Below are 20,245 nucleotides of genomic sequence, written 5' to 3' on the forward strand. Positions count from 1 at the left end.
ACTTCATAATGAGGAAGGAATAGGTGCCACGGTGGGAGTATCTAGCTGCTGAGTAGCCCCCCAACAAATCCGTCCTAGCTAAGTGCTAGGCGTTTTTTTTGTTGCGCTCATAATCGCTGCGATGAAAAAATGGGTGTTTTTGTATTGACAATTATATCGGCTTCCGTAATAATGGTATTACGGAAGCCGATATATCGACAACAGTAATAGAATGGGGATGAAATGATGCCTGAAAGCACAGAAAGAGGCGCATTAACTGAAGCTGTATTTTATATCTTATTGTCTCTATATACAGCAATGCACGGATACGCAATTATGCAGAATGTGAAGGACTTAAGTAACGGTCGGGTTGATCTGGGCGCGGGCACTTTATACGGAGCACTTAACACTTTACTGGAAAAAGGCTGGATAAAAGCAGTGGAAGGGGAGCAAGGTTCCCGTAGAAAAGAATACGAAATTACCGACTTAGGAAAGTCAGTGATTCAGGGAGAGATCATCCGTCTGGAAGAATTGATAGCCAATGGTAAGAGAATAGCTGGAGGTGAGTCCAAATGAAACATGTGGTTCGCAAACTGATTTGGGATTATGAGAAGGAAGAAAAGTGGCTTAATGAAATGTCTGCGAAGGGGATGGCTCTATCAGAATTATCCTGGTGCAAATATGTGTTTACAGAGACCCCCAATAATGAGTACACGTATAGAATTGAGCTTTTAGATAACTTGCCGGATCATCCGGATAGCATCAAATATCTCAAGTTTTTAGAGGAAAACGGTATAGATTGTGTGAGTACTTACATGCGCTGGGTTTACCTTAGAAAGAAGTCAGTGGAAGGTCCGTTTGATATTTACACAGATCTGGAATCCAGAATAAAACACTATAAGCGAATCAACAGGTTATGGAAATCTGTAATGTGGCTAGAGTTGATTTTAGGCCTATTTAATGTGATGATTGGTGTAATAAATTATTCTTTTTCATCACAGAATCTCAGCATGGTAAACGTAATAATGGGCGGAATGTTGATTTTGTTAGGTCTTGTTTTTTTAATTATTGGTGCACCTATCCGTAAGAAAATTAAGAAGCTTCAGCTGGAAAATTTGATAATAGAATAGGACTTTAGAGTTGTAACATGCACACACGGCAAGTTTCCTTTTCAGAGGGAGACTTGCTGTTTATTTTTGCGGAGTTTTACTGCGAAAGTTACCAGTCTATCATTTAGGACTCAACTATCAAGCTTATTTACCGAAAAAAAGGTATACTGAAATTATTACAAGTTTGTTAATATAGTCCCCCATTTTCAAAAGAGGAGGCTTACAGGTGTCTGATTTTCTTTTTAAACAGCTATACTTACGGTCTTCTATCGGGATTGCGGTAGTCTCTCCGAAGGACGGGACGTTATTACAATCGAATCCTGCGCTATGCCAAATGTTTGGTTATGCAGAAGAAGATCTTTTGAATATAAATTATCTGGATCTTGTGTATCCGGAAGATAAAACTAATAACGATCATTCCGTTATCCTGAACGATTTGCTAGCTGAGCCTGGGACTGCATTGGAGAAAGAACGGCGGTTCTTGCGTAAGGATGGAGAAATCATCTGGGTAGCCCAACATATATTTTTAATCTATCAGGAGAATTCCAGTGAACCCTATGTCCTGATTTCTGAGTTAACGGATATCACTGACCGAAAACTTGCTGAACAAAAGATTCATGAAGATGGGCAGTTATATAATTTGATTACGAAAAATACACCGGATATGATTTCTTTTGGCGATCCTGACGGGACACTGCACTACGTATCTCCCTCAGTGGAGCTGCTATTAGGTTATTCTGCACAAGAAATGATAGGTACCAAAAGACCCGAGTATTATCACGTAGATGATGCTCTAGAGATGATTGAACAAGGTAAGATATATTCCGATACGGACGTATTTACTCGTAGAGCCCGTCATAAAGATGGACATTATTTGTGGATAGAGAGTTCTTCCCAAGTGGTACGTGATGAGCAGGGGAACGTTAAACAGATATTAACCATTGGTCGCGATATTACTCAGCGCAAGAAATACGAGGATATGCTGGCTAAAGCGCAACACCTTGCGAAGATGGGATCCTGGGAATGGGACATGACAAAATCACGGCTGACGGTTTCCAGAGAGATGCGTAATATTTTTGGCTTTTTGGAAGATGAGAGCAATCATTCTTATTTTGATTACAGACGTGTTTTTGCTTGCATTGATCCTGACGATTTCATCAGACTTGAACGGTTAGTACATCAATCCATGGAGAATGGGACTAATGGCGAAGTAACGGTCCGTATTCATAGTGCGGATGGAGAACTGAAATTTCTGGATGCGCACTGGGAAGTGATTACGGATGAAGAAGGAAGACTGCTGCAGATCAGCGGGATAGCCCAGGATGTCACCGAACGTCAACGAATGGAAGAACAACTGCGGGAAAGTGAGCAGAACTATCGTCTGATCTCAGAAAATTCTATGGACTTCATTTCACGTAATGCAGCGGACGGGAGCTTTACCTATCTGTATGCCTCACCCATCTGCCAGACTATGTTTGGCTATGCACCAGAAGAAATGTGCGGAACTAGAGGGATTGATTACATACATCCGGAGGACAGAATCAAATTAACTTCATATCTCAGCAATTGTATGGAGGGGAAGAAGCTTGAGCCTGTTATTCTCCGGTTTATTTGCAAAGACGGAACCTGTATTTGGACAGAAACGACACTGCGGTATATTTACTCTGAGACCTGCGGGAATCAAGAGCTTGTCTGTGTAACCCGCGACATTGGGGAACGTACGCGTCATTTTGAAGAAATACAGAAATTAAGTAACGAGTATGCGCTGATCTTGAATTCGGTCTCTGAGGGCATATTTGGGATGAACCTTGAAGGCAACACGATGTTCATTAATCCAGCAGCCATTACTATGTTGGGTTTCGATCCTACTGAGTGGGGAAACAGCAAATTTCATGCGATTCACCAAACCTGGCTGGATAACGAGTCTTTTACAGGAATTCAGAAGACGCTGCTTCCTTCGCGCTCCAATAATCTCACTATTGAAGATAGGGAGGGTGTGTTTTGGAGGCAGGATGGTTCAAGCTTTTTAGTCAGATATCGAATGACCCCACTGTTTGATGGTGATGAACGGATTGGGGCGGTTGTCGTCTTTCGTGATATCACGGAGGAGAAGGAGATTGTGCGGGCGAAGGAGTCTGCCGAGGAAGCCGACCGGGCAAAATCGGAGTTCCTAGCGATCATGAGCCATGAGCTGCGTACGCCTATGAACGGTATTATTGGGATGGCTGATCTTTTATCTGGGACGGAGCTGGATGAAGAGCAAAGCTACTACACACAGATCATTAACAAAAGCGGAGAGGCATTGCTTCATATTCTGAATGAAGTGCTGGATTTCAGCAAAATTGAAGCAGGCATGATGACGCTTGAACTGCAAATGGTGGATTTGCATGAAGTGATACAGAACGTTTGTGAACTGTTTTATCCGAAGGTTAAGGAAAAAGGGCTTTTACTTACTAGCGAGTTATCTCCTGAGCTTCCAGCCGTCATCATGACTGATGGGGCGAGATTGCGTCAAATTCTCGTAAATCTGGTTGGGAACGCAGTGAAATTTACGGAGACAGGTGAAATCAGTATCTCTGTTATGCTAGAAGCCTCAGAGGCATCCGGAAATCTTATCGTGAAATTTGTCGTAAAAGATACTGGGTTGGGGATTCCAGTTTCCAGCCAAGGTCTATTATTTCAATCCTTCTCGCAATTGCATCCGTCGATCAATCGTAAATATGGCGGAACAGGACTTGGCCTTGCCATTAGTAAAAAGCTGGCCGAGCTTCTTGGCGGATCTATCGGTGTAAATAGCTGTGAGAATGAAGGCTCGGAGTTTTATTTTACAGTGGAGGTTTCTCTACCCAAAGAGGAATGGGATCAGAAATTGACCGTCAACGCCTCAACGGATTTGGTCAGAAATGATAAATCCACTGTTAAAGAGTTAACTACCGGTGAATATGGACCGATGTCCATTCTTATTGCTGAAGATCATCCTGTGAATCAGCAGCTTATGCAGGCGTATCTGAAAAAGAGGGGATATGTTCCTGACATCGCCTTAAATGGTGAGGAAGCAGTTCGGGCTGTGCTTTCCAATCATTATGATCTGGTATTTATGGATATTCAGATGCCTATTATGGATGGAATAGAAGCAACAGGAATCATACGTGAGAAGCTTGGGCTGAATCCAATCATCATTGCGGCTACAGCTTTTGCCAGAGATGAAGATAAGATGATGTGTCTTAGTGCTGGAATGCAGGATTTCATTTCTAAACCCATCTCGATAAAAGAGCTCGACCGGGTGTTAAGAGAGTGGTCTGCCCAAATTCGTTTAGGTGAGCATCATTGACAAATAAGGTTATGATTAATATATTGATATTAATCGTAATCATTACGTATATTATTTGTCATGAAAGGATTCTTATCTTGCTAACAATGAAGCGCGGGGATATTTTAATTATTGTGATAGCCTTGTTAGCTGCGGGCTTGATTTATGGCATGAAGTGGTGGGACAGCAGCAATGAGCAGTATCAGCAAGGGGATTTGAAAGCTATAATTACGGTGGACGGTAAAGAGTACAAAACCGTTTCTTTGACTAAAGAAGAACAAATTATAGATATTCAAACGAAATTCGGCCACAATACACTAAAGGTGTTTGATTATGGAATCCAAATGACCTATTCTGATGCTCCCTTAAGAATTGCTTTGGAAATGGGGTTCATCTCAAGACCCAAACAGCAAATTATCTGTATTCCAGCTCGTATTATGGTAGAAGTATTTAATCCTAATAAGTCTGAGAATGATGAGGATGAGCTAGATGCGATTATTTAGTAATCTTAGTTGAGCCTTCTAGCTCCTTCCATGCGGTGATAGAGTCAGGACTGGTGTAGATGTAAGGTGTTACGGGTTGTTTGATAGGTGTAATAGACTCTGCACTAATTTGCATAATTTCTTGACCTTTATAGGGAACAACTTGAAGCTTGCCCCGGACCTCTATCCAGGTATCGGTAGGCAGGCTTTTTAGCTTGCCGGAATCCACTAATATCCCAAAAGGTGTAGCATCGGCAGTACAGCATTGGACCAGAAATCTACCTATGGCAAAAGAATTCTCTGAATGTTCACCTTGATCACGATATAAAAAGCCGGAAATAGTAATTTCTTTGCCTGCAAATTGTTGTTTGTACAGCTCAAGCGCACCTAAAGTTTCGGAGAAAATCGCCGAATAAACTGGGACCACAGGTTGTGCATAAAGGATCTTGGCCAGCTCAGTAAGCTCTTCATGGTAAGGATCAATGGACTCGAATCTCGCGGAATTTTTAGCTTCAGTGGGCAAGGAGGATAGGGAGATTCCTTTTTTAGCAGCAGCCATACTTCCCAATGCGCGATCAGGAAGAAGAAATCCGAGCAGCAGTGGAAAAAGGAATAATCCATATAGCGCTGTACTTTTGAAAAAAGAATGTGGGAGCCGATGCTCACAGTCACAGAGAACACTACCTTTGCCAAATAAAGCCTGTATGGTCAGACTGAGCGCCATAAGTGTCAGCGGGATTGGGCATAATTGAACCCAGCGTGCCAGTTTAGGAGCTACATAATAATGCAAAGCGTCCTGCTGTACCAGATGCCCGATATAGAGGGCGAAAGCGAGCAGAATGACCGCCCTTAACAAATAGTGAAACCGGATGCTACGAGAGTCATTCATGCTCTATCCTCCTACCCATGTTGTAAGCAACAGCTTACCACCTCTATGAATTACAGCCACAAGGACATGAATACCGCCCCAACAAACACGCTTGCGAAGATCAGAAAGAACAAATAAAGAGCGAATTTGGTCTTAAACAGTGAGAGCAACATCAATGAATTTTTGAAATCCAGCATGGGTCCGAATACCATAAAAGCGAGCAGAGCCCCAGATGGAAAAGAATGTACGAAGGTGGAAGCTACAAAGGCATCTGAGGTGGAGCAGAGCGAGAGCACAAATGCCAGTCCCATCATGAAGAAATATGACCCCAGCGGCTTAGCTCCGATCGCGGCCAGACTGTCTTGAACCATAAATGTCTGAATACCAGCGGTTAACAAGCAGCCGATCATTAAATATTTCCCCATCTCAAAAAACTCATCTGAGGTATGGACGAAGACAGCGGCTATTTTTCCCCCGCGAGAATTATTCTGATGAGCTTCCCCCGTTTCACGCTGAACATTTAGGCGGATGGGAGATTTTTTGACCGTTGCGTAGATTATCAAGCCTATGAGACAGGCTACAACAAACGCCAGACCCATACGGGCATAGGCCAGCTCCGAGTGGCTGCGAAATGCTGTCATGGTTGCCCCATAGACGACAGGATTTAGGATCGGTCCGGACAAAATAAAGACGATAGCCACGTAAACAGGCATACCTTTATGGATAAGCCGGCGGACGAGTGGGATCATTCCACATTCGCAGACCGGGAAAATAATTCCGAGCAGACATGCGAACAGAATGGCCGGAAGAGGTCGCCGCGGAATCCACCGGGAAATCATTTCATCCGGGATAAAGACGCGAAGCAGTGAAGATAACAATGCTCCTGCTAATACAAACGGCAAGGCTTCCAGCAATATGCCGATAAAAGCGGTTTTGAAGGTGTCGATGTACGCATTATCCAGCAGTTCCAGATGATTCGGCAGCCATACAAAACCAATGATAATCAGGAACGAGATCGGGAGGAGCAACGGCAGTATTTTTAATGGTGAAAAGGTAGTCAAAACTCGAATAAGGCGGACCACCGATCTGCCAGCTGTTCTTCATCTATATTCATCCCGATGAACACTACATAAGGCATACCAGGATAACGAGAGGCTTCCCAGGTAGTACGCATCCCCGCATATTGAACAAGCTGAACCGGCTCCTGTTCGGACAAAAGAATATGCCCCTTGGCACGTAATAGGTTGTCACCCCATTCTTGGAAGAAGGCCTCTAGGCGTTCTTTAGAAGGCATAGTTGTCCTTACCTGCGGAATGGTTAACGTGATGGCTGTTACCTGCGAGAAAGAAGCATGCTGCTCCTCATGCAGCTCTTTTACAGCGGTTCCCCCATGCTCTGAATGCATTTGTTTCAATGATGCTCCTTTGAAGGTTTGAGGCGCTCGCTGTGGAGCCGGAGCTATGATTTTACGTGGGATAATTCCTGACAATATCGGAGAGAGGTTGATTTCGCTGTAATGGGTGTATACAATTTCAGCCTCCGTATTTTGTTTACGAACTCCCTTTTCAATTCGCCATAAGGTTTCCGGTTCTACGAGATCACTTTTATTAACGACAATAAGATCAGCTGTGGAAAGCTGCTTACGCAGGGTCCGAACGAGCTGTTTGTCAGAGGAGAGTCTGCTGTTATATTCCAGAGCATTTTCCGCATCTAACAGAGTGATGGTATAGTGCAGCTCCACCAGATCCTGTAGAGGAGTTTCCTGCAACGTTTTGGCGATTTCTTCAGGATCGGCGACGCCGGTCAACTCCATATAAATGGCATCTGGACGTCCTCTCAGCAGCACCATCAGGCTATCTGCCAAATCCTCTTTACGGCTACAACATACGCATCCGTCCAGCAGTTTAGTTACAGCTGTACCGGTATGCTCCTGCAAAATATACCCGTCCACATCTCGTTTGCCCAGTTCATTCATTACTACTCCTGGATTCAGCCCTCTTACCTTGCTCTCTTTCAGCAGGGACAACAGCAGAGTTGTCTTCCCGCTCCCCAGAAACCCGCTCAAAATAATTACTGGTATCTTCATGATCTCCACTCCTGCCTGATTCTCTAGGAATTACAAGAATCATATTTTTTATAATTCCATCTATACGTAATTTGTCCACCAGAAAGACCACAAAATTAAGAGAGTTGAAATTTTTACAAGATCATAGTTGACAGATTGTGAATAAACCGTGTACGATGTGTTAATCGTAATTATTACGATTTAATCAAAAGGAGATGGAAATGATGAGAGTAATCATTACTCTGGCATGTACGGAGACAGGAGATCGCAACTATACCACTACCAAGAATAAACGAAATCATCCAGGGCGTATGGAAATGAAAAAATATTGTCCACGCCTAAAGAGAGTAACCTTACATCGCGAAACCCGTTAAGGGCGGATGTTTTTAATCTTGATTTTATAAACGATAGGAGTGGTATAGTTGAAAAAGCTCCCTGTTACCGTGCTCAGTGGATATTTGGGCTCTGGGAAAACAACATTGTTGAATCATATTCTGCACAACCGTGACGGTCTTAAAGTAGCTGTTATTGTAAATGACATGAGTGAAGTGAATGTGGATGCGAATCTGGTGAAGTCCGGAAATACGCTTTCCAGGACTGAAGAGAAATTGGTTGAGATGTCCAATGGTTGCATCTGTTGTACACTTCGTGATGATTTGATTGTCGAAGTACAAAAACTGGCTGCGGAAGGGCGATTTGATTACATCCTGATTGAATCCTCAGGCATTAGCGAACCTGTACCAGTAGCACAGACCTTTACCTATGCCAATCCCGAGTTGGATATTGATCTGACTTCGCTTGCTCAATTAGACACGATGGTGACTGTTGTGGATGCTGGGCGTTTCTGGCATGACTTCTCCTCAGGTGATAGTCTGATGGACCGCAACCAAACGGCTGGAGAAGGGGATTTCCGCGATATTGTGGATCTGCTTATTGATCAGATCGAAACTTGTGATGTCTTGCTGCTTAATAAGTGCGATCTGTTGAAAGAAGATGAACTCAATAAGCTTGAAGCTGTGCTGCGTAAGCTTCAGCCGTCTGCTAAGCTGATCCGTACAATTAACGGCGTAGTAGATCCAAAGGAAATTCTAAATACCGGATTGTTTGATTTTGAGAAAACAAGCTTATCCTCTGGTTGGATCGCCGAGCTGAATAAAGAGACCCATACCCCTGAGACGGAGGAATACGGGATTTCTTCTTTCGTCTATCGCCGGAGAACACCGTTCCACCCGCAAAGATTAAGTTTTTTCTTTAGCAACTGGCCGGAAGAGGTCGTTCGGGCAAAAGGGGTGGCATGGGTAGCGGCAAAAGGTGATCTTGCAGCTACTGTAAGTCAGGCAGGACCTTCCATTCAGTTCGGACCTGCTGGTTACTGGTTGGCTACAATGCCTAAGGATCAGCAGCTGGAGGTGCTGGAAAGCGAACCTGAGCTGCGGGCAAAATGGGACGAGCAGTGGGGCGATAGAATAAATGAAATCGTATTTATCGGTGTAAATATAGATCAGGCACAACTCGAAGCCAGATTGGACAGATGTCTGCTGACAGCGGAGGAGCTGAAGCAGGATTGGACAAAGTTCAACAATCCACTTCCGTGGCCTGTTGAAGAACTCCTTGCGGCTGCTGAGGAATAGATACTTAGTAAATTAACGGTGGAAATCCGGAATCCAGAAGGTGGGATTCCGGATTTTTGTTGTATTCGAAAAAGGACTAATAGTTATTATTACGATTAATTTTCAGTTTTGGGTTTACAAATCGTAATGATTACGATATTATCAAATTTGTTAAATCGTAAAACTTACGATTTAATCTGGGTTGGACATAATATCAGTCAGAAGGGAGGCGAGGCATGATGATCCTATCATCCATGCGGAATGTAGTGTTCGGGTATGGGGATGAACCTGTTCTTGATGATATCTCATTAGATATTCATATCGGACAGTTTATTGGTATAACGGGACCCAATGGTGCTGCTAAAACCACCCTGCTGAAGCTAATGCTCGGCCTGCTTCGTCCATGGAGTGGAACGGTTCAGTTGAATAAAGAGTTATCAGATAACGGAAAGATGGTTATCGGCTACGTTCCACAGCAGGTAGCTTCTTTTAACGCAGGGTTCCCAAGTAAGGTGATCGAACTGGTTCGCTCGGGTTGTTATCCAAGGCTTGGATTATTTAGACGCTTTACACCTGAGCAGGACGAGATCGTTGAGCGAAGTTTAAAGCAGGTGGAGATGTGGCATTTGCGAGACCGGAAGATAGGAGAACTGTCAGGCGGCCAGAAGCAGCGGATTTGCATCGCTCGAGCATTGGCACAACAGCCGCAGATATTGGTTCTCGATGAACCTACTACGGGGATGGATCTGGACAGTCGTATTGGGTTCTATAAGCTGATGCGCCATGATGTCAGTGAACACGGCCGGACCGTAATCATGGTGACGCATGGCCTGGAAGAGACCAGCTCCTATCTGGATACGTTGATCAGCCTGGAACGAAAGGAGAATGAGGGTTGGCAATGTTTAGTTACGAATTCATGCAACGTGCATTTTGGGCCGGTGGATTAATTGGCATTATCGGTCCGCTACTCGGGGTATATCTCATGCTTCGCCGTCAGGTCCTAATGGCGGATACCCTCTCTCATGTTTCGCTTGCAGGAGTAGCACTAGGCTCAATACTACAGCTTAATCCGGCACTAAGTGGCTTCATGGTAGCGATTCTCGGTGGTATTGTCATCGAACAGCTTCGACGTTCTTATCGTACATATAGCGAGCTTCCGGTAGCGATTATTATGACCTCTGGATTAGCATTGGCAGTTGTACTTATGAGCTTAAAGCAGAATTTAAGTAAAAGCTTCAGTTCCTATCTGTTTGGTTCCATCGTTGCGGTCAGCGACACTCAACTAAAGATTATCGCTGTGGTTGCTGTAATCGGTCTGATCTATTTTATTGTGTTACGCAGATCCTTATATAATCTGACCTTTGATGAAGAGACCGCTAGTATCAGTGGAGTTCATGTGGGCTGGTTATCATTTTCGTTTGCTGTACTAACTGGAATGACAGTCGCTGCTGCGATGCCAGTTGTTGGAGTGCTGTTAGTCTCAGCGCTTATTGTTTTGCCAGCTTCGATTGCTTTGCGTATAGCGTCTGGTTTTACGACAGCTATATTGATCTCAATCGGCGTAGGATTACTCGGCGTTTTTAGTGGCCTAAGTGCCTCGTATTACATCAATACACCGCCTGGTGGGACGATTGCTCTTATACTGCTATCGTTCTTATTAATCGCAATTTTGGTACAGAAGCTGATCCGACTAAGAAATCGTCGGCGAATTCATAAAACTATTTCCAGTAAAGGAGTTACACCTCTCCATGAAATTTAGAATCCATCATTTAGCCATTTTGTCCCTGTCCGCGTTACTTATTGCCGCCGGTTGCGGTAATAATGCTGTTAATTCTTCTACTACTACGAATGCTTCTGGAGCCGCAGAAGCTACAGCCCTTCCGGAGTCATCTAAATTAAATATTAAAGTCAGTTTCTATCCTATTTACGAGTTTACCAAAAATGTGGCAGGAGATCTGGCGGACGTGGAAGCACTCATACCAGCAGGAATCGAACCCCATGATTGGGAACCGACAGCAAAAGATATGGCAGAAATCTCAGATGCGGATATGCTGATCTATAATGGCGCAGGAATGGAAGGTTGGGTAGATCAGGTGCTGGAAAGTGTATCTGGCACTCCGTTAATTACTGTAGAAGCGAGCAAAGGTCTGGACATCATGGAAGGCACGGAAGAGGAAGAGGCTGACCACCACCATGAAGAAGGAGAGCATGTTCATGAAGAAGGGGAACATGTTCATGAAGAAGGAGAGAATGCTCATGAAGAGCATTCGCATGATCACGGTGGATTAGATCCGCATGTGTGGCTCAATCCTACATTAGCCATTCAAGAAGTGCGTAACATTGAAGCAGCTTTAGCTGCTGCCGCACCTGAACATGCCGAGGATTTTAAGACAAATGCAGATGCTTATGTAGCTAAGCTGGAGCAACTGGATCAAGAATTTAAGGACGGTCTTAAGGATACTAAACGCAAGGATTTTATTACTCAGCATGCGGCTTTTGGATACCTTGCCAAGCAGTATGGATTAACTCAGGTCCCGATTGCCGGACTATCTCCGGAGCAGGAGCCTTCTGCCGCAAATATGAGTAAGATTGTGGAGTTTGCGAAAGAGCATAAAGTGAAGACGATTTTCTTCGAGACACTTGTATCCTCCAGTGTGGCAGACACAATAGCAAAAGAGATTGGTGCCAAAGCAGCCGTTCTAAACCCAATTGAAGGATTAACAGAGGAAGATCGCAGTAAAAACCTGGATTATTTAGGAATCATGCGTCAGAACCTGGAAGCCTTGAAGAGTGCATTGAACGAGTAGATTTAAAGGATGGAAGGAGAACGAACATGGCCAAGAAATCTAAAGTTGTGAAAGAATTGAAGAGACAAGCACTAGTCGCCAAATACGCTGTTAAAAGAAAAGAACTAAAGGAACAGGGGGACTATATGGCTTTGCAAAAGCTGCCACGTGATTCCTCCGCAACTCGTCAAAAAAATAGATGCCAAGTGTCTGGCAGACCTCGAGGCTATTTGCGGAAATTTAATGTTTCCCGAATTGTATTCCGCGAATTGGCGCATAAAGGTCAGATTCCGGGCATTACCAAGTCGAGTTGGTAAATGAGAACGGCTAATCCTCCGTAGTTTAGAGGATTGGCCGTTTTTGCTGTTCATCCATCATGGGCTTTAGAAAATTCGGCTATGCTTAGAATAGGAAAATGATTTATCATAGAAGGAATATATTTCTATTTAAGATGGAGGTGATGCAAATGAGCTATACCGATACTTTTATTCGTGTAGCAGAGGACTGTCCTGAGGAAATAGGAGTTCCTCCGATGTCTTGCCGAACGCTCCCGCCTGCACATGTGATTCAATATGAGCTGTTAATCAATGAGCCCTACAAATACAATCATGAAGAACTTCTGTACGAGGTTCATGTGCGCCATAAACAAATTCCACAGGAAGAACGTTTGGCCCGTAAGGAAGAAATATGGAACGAACTATTTTCCAAAAATCATCCTTGTCTAAGGGCTTCACTGTTGCCGAAGCGTTTTGGTTGGGGTGTTCATTATAACGGTGAGGGGAAAATAGCTCTCTATGGCAAAGAGTCTCCCGAATATGACTATTTCACCTCCCAAGGGGAGGGAGCTGTGAAATTACTGCCTGCGATGCGTAACAAACGTGCTTCAAAAGGAGCGGATTAAGCTGTATAAATTCATAGAAGAAATCACACTTAATACTTGGCCGGCGGAGCAAAGCGTTCTCCTGCAGGGCTGGATTCTACGTTCGGCAGCTGGTTATACAAAAAGGGCCAATTCGGTCAATCCATTATACGGGGCTGACAGCTCTCAGGTTGAACTCACAGAACAAATCAAGCTTGCGGAGCGGTATTATGAGCATGCTGGACTACAGTCCGTGTTCAAAATAACCCCCTACATCCTGCCGCCAAAGCTTGATGAGATTCTTGCAGAGCGTGGCTATACAATTGCCGAGCCTTCATCTGTAAGGCTTCTTGATCTGGGGGACTTAGCGAGCCCCGATCTGCGTTATACGGTTCAGATACAGGAGAGCTTGACTGAAGAGTGGCTGCACACCTTCAGTGAGCTTACCGGCTTGTCTGATAAGAACCGGGAAACCTTAACTAGAATGTTGTCTGCATCACATTTGCAGCAGGGTTATGTCCTGTTGTTTAATCATGGTGTTCCTGTCGCCTGCGGTCTTGGTGTGATTCAGAACGGGTACTTGGGTCTGTATGATATTGTCACTTCCCCTGCTCATCGTAGAAAGGGAATGGCGGAACAGCTGCTGCTAGCGTTGCTTAATTGGGGTAGAGCAAAGGGAGCAACGACTTCCTTTCTGCAAGTTGTGCAAGCGAATACGGGGGCTTCAGCCTTGTATGACAAGCTGGGTTTTAAGGAGATCTATCAGTATTGGTATAGAGTGAAAAACTAGCTGAGGAGGGGATGCGGTGAGAAAATTAGGATTGAATCTCCTGATCATTATTGTGTACTGTTTTCCATTTGTCTATTTCGCGATGGATAAAGATTTCAATAATGGTTCAATGGTTGGTTATTTAATGATGATCGTCATAACATCACTAATAGCTTTTTTGGGAAAATGGTCTAATAATATAATTGCTATAGTCATTGGGAATATCGCTTCTGCATTTGTCTCTTATTATTTTATTAGCAACTTGTCAGGGGAAGGCGGTTGGGACGGGACGTTTTTCAAACCACTTGGACCTACAGGATCGTTTATATTTTTTAGTATGCTAAACCTGATCCCTCAGTTCCTTGCGATGAAATTAGCGAATAAATTTAAAAAGAAGGTCTAATCTATGTCCGAATACTGGAGTCGAAGATTTGCTCAGGAAGGAATGATCTGGGGGAGTGAACCTAGTCCTACAGCTCAGGCAGCAAGGGATATATTCCGGCAACATAACGTGAAATCAGTTTTAGTCCTGGGTGCGGGATACGGAAGAAATACGAAGGTGTTCTCAGATGAGTTTAAGACCTTAGGCATTGAGTTGAGCGAGGACGCGTTAAAGATGGCGGCAGAATGGGATCCCAAGAGCCATTTTATCTCAGGTTCCGTATTAGATCCTATTTCTGAAGTACAGGTTGATGCTGTCTACTGCTATGACGTATTGCATTTATTTCTCGAAGAGGATCGCCGCAGGCTCGTAGCTAATTGTCTGGAACAGCTGCGGCCGGATGGCTTGCTCTATTTTACCAGTTTTTCCGATGAGGATGCGAACAACGGCTGTGGAACACTTTTGGAACCGGGAACCTACGAATACAAAGAGGGAAAATACGCCCATTTTTTTAGTGAAGAAGATTTAAGACAACATTTTGCAGGTACGAAAATAATTACGACCGGCTCATGTGTGGAGACTTTATGTGGGCCGCTTGGAAAAAAACATCAATACATACTGAGATATATCGTCGCACGTAAATCTGCACTAAGCAAGTAATTTAGGGAGGAACTCCCTATAATTTCGTTGAATATCCGTAGAATCGGCTATATCAAATGAATTATAGGGACTTTTTCCCTAGACCTCTGTGGGCTGATCAGGAGTACCTTTTTTACACAAATTTACCTTGACCCGGTAGCGCCATTTCTTTGAAATTTTTGCACAAATGAGCAAGCTGAGTAGACAGCTCCTCACCTTCCATGGGTACTCCATGTCCCGAAAGAACAAGATGTGGATTCAGCAAGGCAAGGGTACGGACCGATTTCTCAGCAGCTTCCCAGTCTGTCGTGAAATAAGAGGGTGGGCCATGCACCACCTGATGCTGCGTAGCCACTGCAAATACGGATTCCTGTTTGACCGTAAGGAACGTATCACCAGCGATCAGAACTCTATCCTCAGGCCTGAACAGGGAGATATGTCCGGGACTATGTCCAGGGGTATGGATCCATTCCCAGCCCTTCGCACCAGGAACAGTCCTGTCTTCCGGCAAGGGATGAACGGCTGAACCAAGGTCAATGCCATGATGTGAAAATAAAGGGGAAATCATGCTCATAAGCCCGCCGCCTACGGCCGGATCGGCTGGAGGGTAGTCTTCTTTACCTGTCAGAAAAGGTAGTTCTAGCGGATGAGCATATACAGGCACATTCCATTCCTCAACAAGCCTTTTTACACCCCCAATATGGTCAAAATGCCCATGCGTCAGGATAATTGCCACCGGAGGTTTATCATAATGCTCCGTAGCAAAATCAATAATATTGCCTGTATATGAGCTAAGACCAGTATCTACAAGAACCCAATCCGAAGAGGGCTGGCCAATTAATGCGACATTTACAAACATAGTGCGAAGTCCAATGACACCAGGGGCCACTTTCCAAGTATCGGTATAGCCCTTTGACAGAATTCCGTTAAGTTTCATCTTGCGCCTCCTGACCCGTTCTTTAGTACTACACAATATATTTACACACAGTAGTATGACCTCTTTTTAAGAAAAAAAGGTATGGCAAATAACCCTTCTCATGATTTCTTGAAGAAGGGCTGTGTTAGACGTGTTTTGTGAGAGGATTGTATTAGAGCGTTCCGCAGTCTGCAAATAGAATATGGCGTGGAATCCGAAAGAAAGCTTCGGCTTTTTCCTGCAGAGCAGGGGTCGGCAGATGGCTGTTGTGGAGCCATTTTCGAAATGTTCCAGGATGGACGCCTATCCAGATACTTACATCCGTTACTGAGAAATCGTAAACCATACAAAGTCCGGTCAGGATAACATTGCTGCGCGGTGAACTGGTAATACTTCTTTTCATAAAACGTGAGGGTGTAGGCTGACATACAATGGGGCTTTGACGAATCAATGCTTCATTGAACAGAATGTGGGGTGGGTACCCCAATAGGCGGCAGGTCTTGTCAATGTTATTGTTGGAAGGGATACGACCTTCGTATACCCAAGCGCTTACACTGCGTGAGGATATACCAAGCTCTTCTGCGAGTCGTGACAGCTTGATATCCTTAGCCATCAATACAGCAAGCAGCACACGGTTTCTAATCTGGCTGCGCTTTGGACGGCGAAATCTTTTGACTCGAACGCCTTGTCCAAGGTATTTGCGATTGATCAGAGACCACGCCTGGATATTATGAGTTTCTTGTTGGTTATTAGGCATAATTCCTCCGATTTTTTAAAAATATACTACAACACTTTCTGGTATATCGGCAATGGTTAATGCTGCTATTTCTGACAACACCGTTTAAGTTTCTTTCAGAACAGCTACGCTTATGATATATTTTTAATATCTAATTACAATATTACATTAGGGAGCGATATAGAATGATCAAACATATTGTGTTTTTCAAATTAAAAGATCGGTCCGAAGAAAGCGTAGCGGCAACGGTAGCGGTACTGCGTAATATGGAAGGTAAGATCCCGCAGCTTCTCTCCATCGAGGTGGGTGCTGACATCATTCATTCCGATCGTTCCTTTGATATTGCTCTAGTCACAGAAGTGGCTTCTCTAGAGGATTTACAGGCGTATCAGGTTCATCCGGCGCATAAAGAAGTTATTGCTCACATTAATGAAGTCAAAGAGCTCTCGATTGCTGTAGATTACGAAATTTAAGCAGCTGCTTGAATATAGTATCATCATTTTATACCGGAAGCGGTGACAGGAATGCGTGAGCTTGAGTATCCAATGGAAGCGTTAACTTATTTAGTCGTTTTTCTCGGAGCATGTTTCGTAATGTTCTTCTGGCTGAAACGCCGTGGCAAACGCGGTAAGTAGAGATTAGGACGATTCTCTAACAATTATCGACATGGGGGTATTGCTGTGTATTATGTCAACCGCAATCAAATCGAAACCATTCTTGCTCAAATCCCTGATATTACCGCTGGTCTTCGGACTGTAGCAGCTTCCTGGGATGGTACAACATTAACTGGACTAATACAGGAACGCTGCCTCCATCTGGCAATAGAGGTTGTAACAGACGTTGGTAGCTGTCTCATTGACGGGTTTATTATGCGTGATGCTGGAAGTTATGAGGATATAATTTCTATTATTCATGAAGAGAAAGTGCTAGGTCAAAGTGAAATTTATGAGAGATTGATAGAATTAGTTGCTCTGCGTAAGCCACTCGTTCAGGATTATTATGCCTGGGAGAGAGGTGATCTGCATCCACTTACCCCCATTCTTTCGGAATTACTTGAGCAGTTTGCCGTTGAGGTACGGAAATATTTGGACCAGGAGCTTGGAGCCAGCGTACCGCTATAATAGCATAGGATAGAATCACATAGAATAGGCGATAGCCGTGAAAGAGAGGGGTTCCTTTATGATGAAGATGGGGCAGGAAAACGGATCGACAAGACAAATGATTATGACGCTCCTGAAGACGAAAGGAACACTGACCATCGGCGCGCTGGCAGAAGAATTGGGAATTACAGAGATGGGTGTCCGTCGTCATGTGCTTCAGCTGGAGCAAGAAGGGCTTGCAAAGACAAAAGTGGTCCGGCAAGCGATGGGGCGGCCTTTACATATGTACTCATTAACGGAGAGAGCCGAAGAATATTTCCCAAAAAGTTATCACAACTTGGCTTTGGAGCTTCTGCGTGAATTGGATTACGGCAGTGGACTGGATGCTGTTAATACATTATTTGAAGGACGCCGCCGCCGAATGCTCGCTCAGTATGCTCCGATGATGGAACGGCGGAATTTGGAAGAACGCGTCGCCGAATTATCTTCCATCCAAAATGCCGGTGGATATATGGCAGAATGGAACCGCGAAGAGGATGGCTCATATGTCATAAAGGAGTACAATTGCCCGATTCGCCAAGTGGCTACCCAGTATCGTAAGGCTTGCCAATGTGAGCATAGTCTTTTCGAAGAACTGCTGGATGCTAAGGTAACACGTAATGAATGTATGGCAGAGGGCGGCCATTGCTGCCGCTACGCTATCGTACCCAAAAATGTTACAGACAAAACTTCTGAAAAGTTATAATAATTAGTCACAAGACAATCCCCTGCTGCTTATGATATAGCAGATATAGGCATTAGCCCGGTAGAGCGGGGAGCAATGAATTTAAAGGAGAGATGAAACGATGAAAAAGGACACCAAAGGCTTATTATGGGGCGCTTTAGTCGGCAGTGTGGTTGGATCGGTGACAGCATTGCTGTTCGCACCTAAACCAGGTAAAGAGCTGCGCAAGGATATTGCGGAAGGAACTGCCGCTGGTATTGAGAAGGTTCAAGAAATTGCTGTTCAAGCCGGAGACAAGAGCATTGAAATTTATGACAAAGCAAAAGATTCGATTGGGCATGTAGTGCATGAAGTTCGGGAATGGAGCAAATCATGTGCGAATGCTGTTGATGAAGAAGAAAAAATCACAGTAACTGTAAGCGGTATTGCTACAGAAGATGCTGTAGAAGCAGTTGACGCTGTAGAAGCTGTTGAAGAGGCTGCTGCCACTTTGGAAATGGAAACTGAGTGGGTTGAGGCCACTATAAGTGAAGATGTAAGCGAAGAAGTTAGCCTGGAAGAAGTCGTTCAAGATGACAAGGTTGATAAAGAAATTCTATAATGGGACCGTGGTTTAAATCCTCTGTTTCAGTGGTAAAAGAGTACTCATTCTCTTATAATAGAGCCGCTTTTTCGCATTGGGCGGAGGGTGGCTTTTTTAATTAGTTTGCACCCGCTTGTTAAATGATGGAAGAAGACTAGTCTTGAACTAAGAGGGCAAAAGGAGTAATATCTGCAATTGGGGCTGAAAGCCAGGTACATTTTGTTTTCACCTTACATAAGCTACACAAAACAAGTAGAAGGAAGCGGTGTGTTCGTGCAGCAAGCTATAGCAATATTAGACTCAGGTGTGGGAGGGTTAACAGTTGTCAAAGAAGTGATGAGGCAACTCCCGCGGGAGAAGATCATTTATTTCGGAGATACTGCCCGAGCTCCGTACGGACCCCGTTCGACCGAGGAAGTACAACTGTTTACTGAACAAATTGTAGATTATTTGATCCAGTTTAATCCTAAAATGATCGTTATCGCTTGTAATACCGCAACAGCTGCGGCACTCGATTATATCTCAGCCAAGGTCTCCATCCCTGTAATTGGGGTGATTCATCCCGGAGCCCGCGCAGCAATTAGCGCAACCAAAAGCGGACATGTCGGCGTGATCGGTACGGTAGGAACCATCAACAGCGGAGCTTATACTAACGCATTAAAGCAGTTGTCCCCTTTTGTTGAGGTTGTAAGTCAAGCCTGTCCAGCGCTTGTCCCACTTGTCGAGCAAGGCAAGTTCCGCTCAGAGAAAAGTTACGATATCGTAGAAGAGGCACTCGAAGGCATTAAAGACACTAACATCGATACTTTAATTTTAGGATGCACTCATTATCCATTTCTTGTAGAACCCATTGGTGAGACTATGGGATCAGGAGTCAAGCTGATCAGTTCTGCAGATGAGACCGCTCGTGAGATCAGCACAATTTTATATGACAAAGGCAAGCTGTCCATCGGCGATGAAAGTCCAATTCATCAGTTCTTCTGCAGCGGTGATGCTGAGATGTTTCAAAGCATCGCGCGAGACTGGCTTGGAGAACAAATTAGACGTACTCCAGTAGTGTGGCAAGTATCCACGTTATAAGCAGGAGCAATGTTGAATTGAATAGGGACAAACTCCATGGGAGTGTAAAAAGAAAAACAGACTGGGAAAGCACATTTCCCAGTCTGTTTTTTTGAAATATAAGCATTTATACGCTGCGGATCTGTAATATCCTTATTTTCATGAGAAATGGTTGCCATCTATAAAGGGCGATGACGTTGTTTTTTCTTGTGATTCATTTCTCCTTCATGCCGGGTAGTGGCGCTTGCATACAATAGAGTTAAGTGCTG

Annotated in this window: 24 protein-coding genes; 19 read left to right on the forward strand and 5 right to left on the reverse strand. The window is 44.2% G+C overall.

What is annotated here, in order from left to right; genetic code table 11:
• The first annotated feature begins 225 nt into the window (after positions 1-225).
• From MHH46_RS10055 to MHH46_RS10070, 4 genes are all read left to right on the forward strand, one after another.
• On the forward strand, positions 226-555 hold the full coding sequence (locus MHH46_RS10055; RefSeq protein WP_036679357.1) for a PadR family transcriptional regulator: 330 nt from the start codon (positions 226-228) through the stop codon (positions 553-555).
• Positions 552-1,109 carry a DUF2812 domain-containing protein gene (locus MHH46_RS10060; protein WP_076125063.1) on the forward strand — a complete coding sequence of 186 codons (558 nt, stop codon included), beginning with the start codon at positions 552-554 and terminating at the stop codon, positions 1,107-1,109. The genes MHH46_RS10055 and MHH46_RS10060 overlap by 4 nt, the downstream gene beginning before the upstream one ends.
• A 205-nt stretch (positions 1,110-1,314) precedes the next feature.
• Positions 1,315-4,419, forward strand: a complete 3,105-nt coding sequence (locus MHH46_RS10065) for a PAS domain-containing hybrid sensor histidine kinase/response regulator (RefSeq protein ID WP_076191307.1) — start codon at positions 1,315-1,317, stop codon at positions 4,417-4,419.
• Between the two features lie 86 nt (positions 4,420-4,505).
• A complete protein-coding gene (locus tag MHH46_RS10070; protein ID WP_036679457.1) occupies positions 4,506-4,901 on the forward strand; it encodes a NusG domain II-containing protein in 396 nt (131 codons plus the stop codon).
• On the opposite strand, the gene MHH46_RS10075 is transcribed toward MHH46_RS10070, so the two are convergent.
• The 3 genes from MHH46_RS10075 to MHH46_RS10085 are packed head-to-tail and all read right to left on the reverse strand — an operon-like array spanning position 4,894 to position 7,834.
• Positions 4,894-5,769: a TIGR03943 family putative permease subunit gene (locus MHH46_RS10075; protein WP_076191309.1), complete on the reverse strand. Its 876-nt coding sequence runs from the start codon at positions 5,767-5,769 to the stop codon at positions 4,894-4,896. The two genes, MHH46_RS10070 and MHH46_RS10075, sit on opposite strands and share 8 nt — an antisense overlap.
• A 50-nt stretch (positions 5,770-5,819) precedes the next feature.
• Entirely contained in the window at positions 5,820-6,809 is a 990-nt protein-coding gene (locus MHH46_RS10080) for a permease (protein ID WP_076191311.1), read from the reverse strand.
• Positions 6,806-7,834: a GTP-binding protein gene (locus MHH46_RS10085; protein ID WP_036679372.1), complete on the reverse strand. Its 1,029-nt coding sequence runs from the start codon at positions 7,832-7,834 to the stop codon at positions 6,806-6,808. Before MHH46_RS10085 ends, MHH46_RS10080 begins: the two co-directional genes overlap by 4 nt.
• Positions 7,835-8,037: 203 nt before the next feature.
• Between MHH46_RS10085 and rpmG the strand changes: the two genes are divergently transcribed.
• The 10 genes from rpmG (at position 8,038) to MHH46_RS10135 (ending at position 14,879) form a co-directional block, all read left to right on the forward strand.
• Positions 8,038-8,187 (forward strand): 50S ribosomal protein L33, encoded by a 150-nt coding sequence (rpmG, locus tag MHH46_RS10090; RefSeq protein WP_076098468.1) that lies wholly within the window; start codon positions 8,038-8,040, stop codon positions 8,185-8,187.
• Between the two features lie 48 nt (positions 8,188-8,235).
• On the forward strand, positions 8,236-9,444 hold the full coding sequence (locus MHH46_RS10095) for a GTP-binding protein (protein WP_076125069.1): 1,209 nt from the start codon (positions 8,236-8,238) through the stop codon (positions 9,442-9,444).
• 218 nt (positions 9,445-9,662) lie between these two features.
• Entirely contained in the window at positions 9,663-10,370 is a 708-nt protein-coding gene (locus MHH46_RS10100; protein ID WP_076184339.1) for a metal ABC transporter ATP-binding protein, read from the forward strand.
• Positions 10,316-11,182 carry a metal ABC transporter permease gene (locus MHH46_RS10105; RefSeq protein ID WP_076184340.1) on the forward strand — a complete coding sequence of 289 codons (867 nt, stop codon included), beginning with the start codon at positions 10,316-10,318 and terminating at the stop codon, positions 11,180-11,182. The genes MHH46_RS10100 and MHH46_RS10105 overlap by 55 nt, the downstream gene beginning before the upstream one ends.
• A complete protein-coding gene (locus tag MHH46_RS10110; protein WP_076191314.1) occupies positions 11,172-12,230 on the forward strand; it encodes a metal ABC transporter substrate-binding protein in 1,059 nt (352 codons plus the stop codon). The genes MHH46_RS10105 and MHH46_RS10110 overlap by 11 nt, the downstream gene beginning before the upstream one ends.
• A 26-nt stretch (positions 12,231-12,256) precedes the next feature.
• Complete coding sequence (gene rpsN / locus MHH46_RS10115; protein WP_038569786.1) at positions 12,257-12,526, forward strand: 30S ribosomal protein S14; 270 nt, start codon at positions 12,257-12,259, stop codon at positions 12,524-12,526.
• A 149-nt stretch (positions 12,527-12,675) separates the two neighbouring features.
• Positions 12,676-13,110 (forward strand): DUF6157 family protein, encoded by a 435-nt coding sequence (locus MHH46_RS10120; RefSeq protein ID WP_081383129.1) that lies wholly within the window; start codon positions 12,676-12,678, stop codon positions 13,108-13,110.
• On the forward strand, positions 13,088-13,858 hold the full coding sequence (locus MHH46_RS10125) for a GNAT family N-acetyltransferase (RefSeq protein ID WP_081387804.1): 771 nt from the start codon (positions 13,088-13,090) through the stop codon (positions 13,856-13,858). The genes MHH46_RS10120 and MHH46_RS10125 overlap by 23 nt, the downstream gene beginning before the upstream one ends.
• Positions 13,859-13,874: 16 nt before the next feature.
• Positions 13,875-14,240 carry a hypothetical protein gene (locus tag MHH46_RS10130; RefSeq protein ID WP_076125079.1) on the forward strand — a complete coding sequence of 122 codons (366 nt, stop codon included), beginning with the start codon at positions 13,875-13,877 and terminating at the stop codon, positions 14,238-14,240.
• 3 nt (positions 14,241-14,243) lie between these two features.
• Positions 14,244-14,879, forward strand: a complete 636-nt coding sequence (locus MHH46_RS10135; RefSeq protein WP_076191316.1) for a bifunctional 2-polyprenyl-6-hydroxyphenol methylase/3-demethylubiquinol 3-O-methyltransferase UbiG — start codon at positions 14,244-14,246, stop codon at positions 14,877-14,879.
• Between the two features lie 112 nt (positions 14,880-14,991).
• On the opposite strand, the gene MHH46_RS10140 is transcribed toward MHH46_RS10135, so the two are convergent.
• Both MHH46_RS10140 and MHH46_RS10145 read right to left on the reverse strand, forming a co-directional pair.
• Positions 14,992-15,795, reverse strand: coding sequence for an MBL fold metallo-hydrolase (locus tag MHH46_RS10140; protein ID WP_076125083.1), 804 nt, complete (start codon positions 15,793-15,795; stop codon positions 14,992-14,994).
• Between the two features lie 151 nt (positions 15,796-15,946).
• Complete coding sequence (locus MHH46_RS10145; protein ID WP_036679391.1) at positions 15,947-16,531, reverse strand: helix-turn-helix transcriptional regulator; 585 nt, start codon at positions 16,529-16,531, stop codon at positions 15,947-15,949.
• Positions 16,532-16,695: 164 nt separating this feature from the next.
• On the opposite strand from MHH46_RS10145, the gene MHH46_RS10150 reads away from it, so the two are divergent.
• From MHH46_RS10150 to racE, 5 genes are all read left to right on the forward strand, one after another.
• On the forward strand, positions 16,696-16,983 hold the full coding sequence (locus tag MHH46_RS10150) for a Dabb family protein (RefSeq protein ID WP_036689213.1): 288 nt from the start codon (positions 16,696-16,698) through the stop codon (positions 16,981-16,983).
• 207 nt (positions 16,984-17,190) lie between these two features.
• Positions 17,191-17,631 carry a DUF86 domain-containing protein gene (locus MHH46_RS10155; protein WP_076191319.1) on the forward strand — a complete coding sequence of 147 codons (441 nt, stop codon included), beginning with the start codon at positions 17,191-17,193 and terminating at the stop codon, positions 17,629-17,631.
• 58 nt (positions 17,632-17,689) lie between these two features.
• A complete protein-coding gene (locus MHH46_RS10160) occupies positions 17,690-18,355 on the forward strand; it encodes a metalloregulator ArsR/SmtB family transcription factor (protein ID WP_076184345.1) in 666 nt (221 codons plus the stop codon).
• 100 nt (positions 18,356-18,455) lie between these two features.
• Entirely contained in the window at positions 18,456-18,935 is a 480-nt protein-coding gene (locus MHH46_RS10165; RefSeq protein WP_076125087.1) for a YtxH domain-containing protein, read from the forward strand.
• Positions 18,936-19,190: 255 nt separating this feature from the next.
• Complete coding sequence (gene racE, locus MHH46_RS10170) at positions 19,191-19,997, forward strand: glutamate racemase (protein ID WP_036689641.1); 807 nt, start codon at positions 19,191-19,193, stop codon at positions 19,995-19,997.
• Positions 19,998-20,245: the final 248 nt, after the last annotated feature.

Source organism: Paenibacillus sp. FSL H8-0175 (assembly GCF_045040615.1).
GTDB classification, from domain to species: Bacteria; Bacillota; Bacilli; order Paenibacillales; family Paenibacillaceae; genus Paenibacillus_AQ; species Paenibacillus_AQ odorifer.